We start from the raw sequence: 8,845 nt of genomic DNA, 5'->3' as shown, positions 1-8,845 counted from the left end.
GGGCCCTCACCAGCAGGTCGCGGTAGTCCTGCCAGGAGAAGCCCTTGCGGGCGCCCTTGGGCAGGAGATGGTTGCGGGGCCGGTAGATGAGACGGCTCTTCTCTCCGGATTTGTAGCAGCACAGCGCGGCGACCGAGGTCCGGCGGCGGGAGCGACCGCGGACGCGGGTTGCGGGGGTGTGTCCGCGCCGGCCCCGGGTGCGGGCGCGGGGCGGCGTCATGGAGAATCCGGCCATCGCCGCAAGGCCCTCTCCCGCCGGGGTCTGCTCGGCGAGCCCAGGACCCTACGCAGGGTGTCGAGCGCCACATTGGCGGCGGGCCGACCGGGGCGGACGTGGATGCGGAGCGGGCGACTTCCTCGAGGGCGGCCACGGTCACGTGACCGACGGCGTCGCGGGTGCGGCCGCCGGTCGGACGGACCTGTCCGCGGGTAATGCGGAAGGCGGCGGGGATCGCCTGGACGATGACGCGGTCGGTGGAAACGGCCGACCGGTCACGTCCGACGGCCCGCTCAGGAGGTGCGCAGGACGGCGTTGGTCGGTCCATCGCTCGCCGTCGGCTGCCGGGGGTGCCTCTATGCCTTTCGCCAAGGCATCCCTGTCGGGTTTGGGGTGGTTCGGGGTTGCTGGGGTTATGCGGCGAGCTCGACGTCTTCGGGCGTGCGGGGTTCGTAGAAGGTGCCGTCGCGGAGCATGGCGGACAGGACGCTGATGCGTTGGCGGGCGAGGCGGAGAAGTGCCTGGGTGTGGGTCTTGCCGCGGGCGCGTTGCTTGTCGTAGTAGGTGCGGGAGGCCGGGTAGGCACTCATGCAGGCGAAGGCGGAGAGGAACATCGCCCGTTTGAGCTGCCGGTTTCCGCCTCGGGGTGCGTGTTCGCCGTGGATCGAGGTCTCGGACTGCTTCGTGGTGGGGGCGAGGCCGGCGTAGGAGGCGGGGTGGGCGGTGGTGGGGAAGCTGGTGCCGTCGCCGACGGTGGCCAGCAGGACGGCGGCGGTCCTGACGCCGACGTCGGGCATCGATGTCAGGACCGGAAAAAGAGGGTGAGCCTCCGGCAGAGCGTTGATCTGGGCCTCCATCGCCCGGCGCTGGGTGTGAACAGCGGCGAGCGAGGCGGCCAGGGAGGGAATGACGATGTCGAGGGTGCCGGTGCCCGGGACCACGACGGTCTGTTCGTCGAGCGCGTCGAAGACGTCGATCAGCCGGGTGGCCATGCGTGGGGCGTTCGGGCGGATCAGCTCCACGAGTCTGCGGCGGCCGGGGATCCGTAGCGCTCCAGCAGCCAGGTCACGGCCTGGTGGTCCAGGCGCGGGCCCAGGACGCGCTCCAGCGAGGGGTGGAACTGGGTGAGCAGACCGCGTATCCGGTTGGAGGTGCGGGTGGTCTCGGCGGCGAGGTCCTGGTCGAAGCCGACGGGCACGGTGAGCTCGGCAGTGATCTCGTCGGTCGGTTCCAGCGAGCGCAGGGTGTGCGGCATAGTCCGTGCGGCGTCCGCGATGACGGCGGCGTCCTTGGCGTCGGCCTCGCCCGGGTAGACGTCAGCGATCCGGCGCATCGCGAGTCCGGGCAGGTAGGCGACCTGGCAGCCGGCGTCGCGGGCGACGGTCAGCGGCAGGGCGCCGATGGAGGCGGGCTGGTCCACGATGACCAGGACGGTGCCGAACTTGTCGCGCAGCTTGTCGAAGACGGCCCGCAGCCTGGGCTCGCTGTTGGGCAGCGGTTTGTCGAAGACCTTCTTCCCGCCCGGGGTGAGCCCATGACCGTGGTGGGCACTCTTGCCGACGTCCAGGCCCAGGAACACGCCCACGCCTTCGATCTCGAACATCGTGCCCCTTCCCAGGGGGTGTTGGCGGTGCCGGTCTCGGCTCGGGTGTCGTGCTCGCGCATCCACGTTATGCAGACCTGCCGCCCGCGAACTGCCCGGCATTGCGCCGGACCGGGCGGTGGCCGGACCTCTGATCAGCGTCTCCGACCAACACCCCCGGGCCCGGTGACACCACCCCCCAGGTCATGCCTTCGACAGAGGGGAATCTCAATGACGAAGTCAAGCCGTCTGCGTGACCGGCGGGACGGAGGTGAACAGCCGCTTGTCACGCAGGATTGCCCACAGGACATCGACTCGGCGGCGGGCAAGGGACAGCAGAGCTTGGCTGTGCAACAGCCCTTCGGCCCGTTTCTTGAGGTAGTAGTCCCTGGAGAGGCCGGGCCGCATCATCGAGGCCTGGGCGGACATATAGAACAGCCAGCGCAGACGCCGGTTGTAGTGCTTGGGCCTGCGGTAGTTCCCGGTACGGCGCCCGGAGTCCCGGGCGACCGGGGCCAGGCCGGCATGAGAGGCCAGGCGTCCCGGCGTCCTGGTACCCGGACAGGTCACCGACGATGGCGACGAACTCTGCCCCGGGGATCGGGCCCATGCCGGGCATCGATTCGATGGTCTCGGCCCGCTCGTCGGTGCGGAACGCCTCGCGGATCTCCCGGTCGTTGTCCTTGATCCTCTCGTCCAGGGCCAGCAGCTGGTGGGCGAGCTCGCAGACGAGCTTGGCGGCCCGTTTTTCGCCTGACAGCGTGATCTGCTGGGACTGGGCGGCCTCGACGGCCTTGGCCGCGACGGTCTGCGCGCCACGGACCTTGCGGCGTTCCAGCCACGTCGTCAGCCGTTTCACCCCGATCCGGCGCAGGGCGGCGGGGGTCTGGTATTCGGTGAGCATGACGACGGGGCCTTTGGCCGCGGAGTAGTCGAAGGCCCGCTCCGCCGCGGGGCAGATGCCCACCAGCAGGTCACGGAGCCGGTTGACCAGCCTCACGCGGTCCGCGATGAAGTCGGCCCGGTAGTTCGTCAGGATTCGGAGTGCGGAGACGAGCTCCGGCGGCGTGTCCAGCCGGGCGAAGTCCTTGCGGCGCATGCGGGCCTGGTCGGCGATGACCCGGGCGTCGCGTGCGTCGGTTTTGCCTTCGCCCCGGTAGGCGCCGGACATCCGGTTGACCGTCCGGCCGGGCACGTAGACCACGTGCTGGTCGTGAACGGCCAGCAATGCCAGCAGCAGTGTCGATGCCCGGCCGGAGATGTCCACCGCCCATCGCACCTCATCAGCCCGGCCTGCGGCGGTGTCGATGAGAGCGAGGATCTGGGCCTCGTCGTTGATCACCTTCGTCGAGAACACCGTCTCGCCGTCCGCGTCGAGGGCCACCGCCCAGTGGTACCCCTTACCGGCGTCGATACCGGCCCATATCTCCGGAGGACCGGGCGGCCAGTCCTCCCGAGCCATCGACGGCAACCAGTCATCAGCCGCACCCGGTCCTCCCGGACCGCCTCACATTCTTAGGGACACAGCCATACCGGACCTGGAGGCCAGCGGCCCCATTGCAGGACCGCGAGAAACATAACGGGAGCGCTGCGAGGAGCTGCTCGGGCGTCAGGGCGTCGGCTCCAGGATTCGGTCACGGCCCTGACGCCGTCGGTCAGGTGGCCATCGGCCACCCACCGGTCACCGCATGGCGAACGGCCGGGCCCGCGCACAGCGCAGCCCGTCAGCGTCCAGCGGGTCGAAGTACCCACAATCGGCGGCGGGGTGCGAAGCGTCGTGCATGGCACGTCTCCTTTCGGATCTCGTGCCGTACACACTCCTGAGTGCGGTGCCCGCGGCTTGCTTACAGTCCTAGCAGCGCAGACGGGAAGCTTGCCCTCTGGCGGGGTGAGCCTCCTGTGACCGATTGGGCAAGCCCTCTCTGACCGGTCCATGCAATCCGGGAAAGCCTTTCTGCGGGTGAGCAGGCCTCGGGGGTGCCGCCAGGGCCTGTCTGGGAGGCGGGTGCGAGGACGACCGATGGCCCGCGGACCGGTCATGACCAGAGGTTGATGAAGCCCAGATCGGTCAGCGGTCACCAAAGCCCGACATCGGTCAGGGGCGAGCCTGGTCACCGGTCACGACCAGGTCCGGGCACCCATCACGGATCGGTCACGGCCGGACGGCTGCCTGGGCGGTCACTTGCGGTAGCGGTGACCGAGTTCCTAACCGGAACGTCGGTCAGCTGCTGCCTACGGAGCGGAGGTGCGTCCGGCCGTGCTGCCGACGCTGCTCCTCCAGGTACTTCTGGGCATCGAGCACACGGCGCTGGCCCGTCTTGGGCGAAACCTCCAGACGCCGGGCCACCTCGGCTCCCGACCGTCGCTTCCCGGTCTCTTCACCCTCCGTCAGCCAGGAGGCCACCAGCTCGATCTCTCGTTGGATGGGGTCCGCCTCGACGGGCTCCTCATCGGTCTCCTCCTGCGGCACCCGCGCGGTCGCCTCCCTGGACGCGGTCACCTCGGCTACCCAGTCTCGTCCGTCCGTCCCTGCCAGCGCCGCGAGGACGGGTTGCTCGAGGGAACGGACCGCGGGGGCGCCGTCGGCATCGGTCACCGAGGCCGTCGGCGCGGGTACTGCTCCCGTCGGCAGTGCTGGCTCGACCGGCGGGTCCGCCGGGCTGCGAAGGCCGCCTGATCCGCCAAGGAAGGGGTGCGGCTCCCCCGCGCCAGCCGACTGCTCCTCGAACGCCGGAGCCGCGGCCTCCGGCTCGCCGACCACCAGCTCATGGTTCGCGGCGGCTCAGACGTTGCGAGGGTGGCCGCGCGCGCGGCGACTGCGGCCTCTGCCGTCTGCAGCTTGGCGAGGACCAGCTCCAGCAGGACGTCGGGCAGAAGGCTTCCGGTGTCCTGGTCCGTCAGACCGTACTCCCGGGCCAGGTACCGCGAACTGCTCTGCGGACGGGACGTGACCGTACTGCGTAACGAAGCCCCGTCCGGCCCGGTCCAAGTCGAGGAGCGCGGGCTTGTCCGTCTCCTCCGGTTCAACGGGAGCCGCATTCATGGGATTGGTCGGTGATTCCACTTCCGCAGCGCGGATGCCCTCGGCGAGGGGCTGCGTGACGGTCGGCAGCTCAGGCACCTGGACTGCGGCTACGCACTTCGGTTCTGGCTGGTGCGCGGGCGCGGGTTCGGGGCGGGCAAGCAAGACCGGGCTGAGGCCGGCTGCGGCCAGTCCCTCGGAAGCGGTCTGCACCAGCGGCACGCCGATGCGGGCCAGCCGCAGCGGCATCAAGCGCCCTCCCCGGGGCCCTGCGGCGCCAGCCGCACTCCTAACGAGCCTGGAGCCGGGCCTGGTAAACCAGCCGGTCCCGTTCCATGGCGACGGCCTGCTCGTAGCTGCGCAGCTCCCACAGCTTCATCCGGCGCCACAGCTTGAAGGGGGGCTGGGGAAAGTAGCCAGCGCGTGATGCGGACGCTCTCCATGTGCCGGTCCGCCGTGATGTCGGCGATCCGGTCGACCGCGTGCCGAGCGGCCTCCACGGTGACCACGAACAGCACCGGGATGACGGCGTGCATGCCGACGCCCAGCGCGTCGGGCCAGGCGGCCGCACCGTTGAAAGCGATCGTCGCTGCGGTGAGAAGCCACGCGGTCTGGCAGCAGTGGGGACGAGATACGAATCCATGCCAGCAGGAGGTCGAGCGCTAGAAACACGCAGATGCCGACGTCGATGCCGATCGGGAACACTAGAGAGAAGTCGCCGAAGCCCTTCTGCGAGCCCGCGAAGCCGATCCCCGCGATGATCATGGCACCGACTACCACGACCGAGATCAGGATGCGGTGCGTCCTGGTCAGTTCCATCGGCTTCGTCGTCATCCCCGCGGTCACTTGCTGCCGCCCCCCACCTCAGTTGCTGTCTTCTCAAGCAGCATTCACACTCTTACGGCGGCGGATTGGTTGGATCGTCGACGAAAAGTGATCACTACAGCGACATGCCGAAGGGGCAGACTCCCTCAGGACCGCCCCTTCACGCGTGCTCACCCTAATTTGGGTGACCTGTCACGGAGCCGCGACTGCGTTCTCGGCCGTCTCTAGGATCGACCTGGCGGAAGCCGCGATGCCCTTAAGGGTCTCGGTCGAGGCTCCGGCCAGCCTGCTGTTGATGTCTCGCGCGAACTCCGCCAGCGCCGCGCTGAGAGCCCGCGCCTGCCTGTCGTCGACGATCTCCCCGTCCACAACTTCCTCGATGCGGGCATTGGGCTCACCCAATTGTGGGTGACCGTTGCCTGCAGGTGCGGAGTCACCCAAATTTGCGTCACCGGGACCGGCAGCAGAAGGCGGCTCGCTGGTGATGTGTGCGGACGGCATGCCGCTGGATTCGTCCCGAGGGGGACCGGCCTGCGGTGGTACACCGGCTTCGAGCTCCGTCCTCCGAGCGAGGAACTCTGCCACCGGCAAAGGGCCGTCGGACGTTGAGAGACCATACGCGGATCGCTCGATGATGGCGCTCAGGTCCGCTGCTGTAACGCGCTGGCCATTGTTCTGGGCCCACTGCCGCAGCTGAACGTAGCCGTTCGCCGTCCTCTCTAGGCCAAAGGCCGACTCCAGTGGAAGGAGAGCGCGCACATGTGAAGCGGGCACCATCTTGGGCGTCACCCAAATTTGGGCGATGGCCCGGGAGAGCGGATACTCCTGGATCATGCGGTTCGCATCGGATTCACTCAGACCGACCTCTTCGCAGTACTGCGCCCACGTCCTACCGCCATCGCGGTACAGCCGACGGTCGCGGACTGCATGCAGGGCCATGCCGCGCATCCACTGAGCCTGGTCGGCGTTGGCGAAGGCGCGTTCGCATCGGTCCAGCTCGTCCAGTTCATCAACCGACAAGGCGCCCGACGCTGCGACTGCCTCCGTAGACGGCAACAGGTCGGGAGTGAAGGGCTGGGGCCGCTGGGGTTGCCGCGGAGTCGGCGCAGCGGAGGGGGCAGGAGCGGCAACTTCGCCGCCCGTTGCAGTGTCGCCTGAGGCTGCGGCCCGCTCCGCGGTCTCGCGGGCTTTGCGAGCCTCGCGGCGACGTTCCTGCTCTTCCCGGAGCCGCTGGGTGTGCGACTTGCTCACTTCAGCAGCCCCCGGTTCTCCAACTCCGTGACCAACTCACCGAAGGGGCCCTTGCTGGCTCCGCTGATGGGGTAGCTGACCGACTGCGCCAGCGCCTCCGTCCGGGGGATGACCGTCGTCAGGACGTTCCAGCCCTCGTCCTTCATCATGTCCCGGTACAGACCGGTGGAGCTGGCCCCGGTGACGGTTCGGTTGAGCAAGACCCAGGTGGGCGGAGGAGTGCGCTCGGCCCGAAGGGCTGCGCTCATCGCGATGATGTCGCCGATCTTGGTCTTGTCCGGGGGGTCGATGATGCGGTCGAAGTCGGCCTTGGTAGGTGCCATGTGGAGGATTACGAGGTCTGCCACGCGCAGCACACTGTTGGTGATGTCAGGGTGGTTTTCGGTGTGGCCGCAGTCCACGATGCCGATCATCCCGCCGGGCACCGAGTGCTCGGCGTGGAACTTCGCTGAGGCGGCCGGCTTCACCGTGAATGGAAACTCACCGGTTTCGCTCCAGGCGTGGAACTGCTGCGAGTGATCGGCGTCGAACCCGATCGGGGCGTACCCGCGCTGTGCCTCCACGAGGGCATGCGCGAACCAGCCTGAATTTGTGGTCTTACCGCCCGTACGGGGGGACACATTCGCGATGAGCATGCCCCGACCATAACGGGCGCAGCGAGGTTCACGCATCAGGCTCCGGGCCCCGAACAGAGTCGGGGGTCTCAGTTGGCGGTGCGCATCTAACCAACTTGGCCCGTGAGGAACAGTCAGAAAATAGATTAGGCAGGCCAGATCGGCCGGGCGTACGCTTGATAGCCTGCCGAGAGCCTTGCAGTCGTCCCGTACCCAAGTGGTGGGGGCGGGCGCCCAGCACAGCTAACCAGCGGATAGCTTTTGCCCCGTATTTTCATGATCTATCGATCACGGGCCGATCTACTCCCCTGAGCATTCGTGGCACGGTCCGCAGGGGCTGCGGGCCGTGCCACGGGAGCTGGTAAAACGCCTTCACCCTGAGGGCCGTGATCCGGCGGTTGGTGACGAGAACGGCGTCGCCGCCGTGGACGGGCGGCCGGTCCGTTGAGCACGTGAAGGGAGGGCGTGCCGACAGCCGATCTATCGGTCGGTGTTCGCACTGGTTGACCCATCGACGCCCTGAGGGGTCGGTCCCCTAGACGTCGGCGCCGTTGTCGCTGGCACCGCCTACCGCGCACGGCATGGTGGACGCCGTCGCCACGCAACTGGTCCCGCACAACCGCCTCGAACTGGCAGTGGTGGAGACTGTCCACGCAGTGAAGGTCCCGATGCTCTGGTCGGCGCCCCCGCGTAGTGGCGAACAGTCCGGCCTTGACGAACAGCAGCACGACCGCACGACGCCGTGGGCCAGCGCGCCAACAGCGATGATGGCGGGACCGTGGCGCTCCAGCCAGTGCTGGGCCTGAGGTAGTAGTCCGCCGCGAGCGCGGCGCCACCAGGAACGACAGTGCGTGCCGCCATCCCCCTCTCCGGCGGTGCGCATACCGCCGTCCTCGTCCTGGCGGTCGCCGAGCATTGGTGTGCGGTGCCCGGACATCGCCGGGCCTTCTAGTGCCGCATCAGGCAACGTTTGCCCTGTCGACCACGGCGCGTAGGCGTCGGTCGTCGGCGTGGCGGTTTCCCCAGATTGAGGTAGCGGCGGATCATGTTGCCCTGTTCTTTGTGATCGGCGTGGTCGGTGCCGTCGAGGGTGAAGTAGCGCAGGGCGGTGAACTGGGCCTCGATCCTGTTCAGCCATGAGCTGCTGGTCGGGGTGTAGGCGATCTCCACGTTGTTCGCCGCGGCCCAGTTGCCGACACGCTGACACTTCTTCGCGGTCAGGTGCGGGGAGGAACTGCCACAGGTGATCGCGATGCGGACGTGGGCCGGGTAGAGGGTGCGGAGATAGCGGCAGAACTCCAGGAACTGCGTGCGCCTTCTTGACGGGCTTGATG

At 68.3% G+C, this 8,845-nt stretch carries 4 protein-coding genes and 5 pseudogenes; 1 reads left to right on the top strand and 8 read right to left on the bottom strand.

The window, feature by feature from the left end:
- From IF89_RS0134105 to IF89_RS0134070, 7 genes and pseudogenes are all read right to left on the bottom strand, one after another.
- Window positions 1-232 (bottom strand): annotated as a pseudogene (locus IF89_RS0134105) (IS630 family transposase); the annotation flags it as partial.
- A 398-nt stretch (window positions 233-630) separates the two neighbouring features.
- Window positions 631-1,820 (bottom strand): annotated as a pseudogene (locus tag IF89_RS38985) (IS110 family transposase).
- A 219-nt stretch (window positions 1,821-2,039) separates the two neighbouring features.
- A pseudogene (locus IF89_RS38980) lies at window positions 2,040-3,261 on the bottom strand (IS110 family transposase).
- A gap of 759 nt (window positions 3,262-4,020) precedes the next feature.
- Window positions 4,021-4,299: a hypothetical protein gene (locus IF89_RS48455; protein WP_234328001.1), complete on the bottom strand. Its 279-nt coding sequence runs from the start codon at window positions 4,297-4,299 to the stop codon at window positions 4,021-4,023.
- A 510-nt stretch (window positions 4,300-4,809) separates the two neighbouring features.
- Window positions 4,810-5,640, bottom strand: a pseudogene (locus tag IF89_RS48450) (DUF2637 domain-containing protein); the annotation flags it as partial.
- Window positions 5,641-5,838: 198 nt separating this feature from the next.
- Window positions 5,839-6,666, bottom strand: a complete 828-nt coding sequence (locus IF89_RS46545) for a hypothetical protein (RefSeq protein WP_158718069.1) — start codon at window positions 6,664-6,666, stop codon at window positions 5,839-5,841.
- Window positions 6,667-6,893: 227 nt separating this feature from the next.
- A complete protein-coding gene (locus IF89_RS0134070; protein WP_030776478.1) occupies window positions 6,894-7,532 on the bottom strand; it encodes a hypothetical protein in 639 nt (212 codons plus the stop codon).
- A gap of 560 nt (window positions 7,533-8,092) precedes the next feature.
- Here IF89_RS0134070 and IF89_RS46540 point away from each other — a divergent pair.
- Complete coding sequence (locus tag IF89_RS46540) at window positions 8,093-8,317, top strand: hypothetical protein (RefSeq protein ID WP_158718068.1); 225 nt, start codon at window positions 8,093-8,095, stop codon at window positions 8,315-8,317.
- Between the two features lie 153 nt (window positions 8,318-8,470).
- Here IF89_RS46540 and IF89_RS38970 read toward each other — a convergent pair.
- Window positions 8,471-8,845 (bottom strand): annotated as a pseudogene (locus IF89_RS38970) (IS630 family transposase); the annotation flags it as partial.

The sequence above is a fragment of the Streptomyces sp. NRRL F-2664 genome, assembly GCF_000719345.1.
Classification (GTDB): domain Bacteria; phylum Actinomycetota; class Actinomycetes; order Streptomycetales; family Streptomycetaceae; genus Streptomyces.
This window is presented reverse-complemented; position numbering and strand designations above follow the sequence as displayed.

Bases quoted from the DNA above. Each gene is read 5' to 3' on its own strand.
- IF89_RS46540 (WP_158718068.1), top strand. From the start codon at position 8,093: ATGGTGGACGCCGTCGCCACGCAACTGGTCCCGCACAACCGCCTCGAA.
- IF89_RS0134070 (WP_030776478.1), bottom strand. From the start codon at position 7,532: ATGCTCATCGCGAATGTGTCCCCCCGTACGGGCGGTAAGACCACAAAT.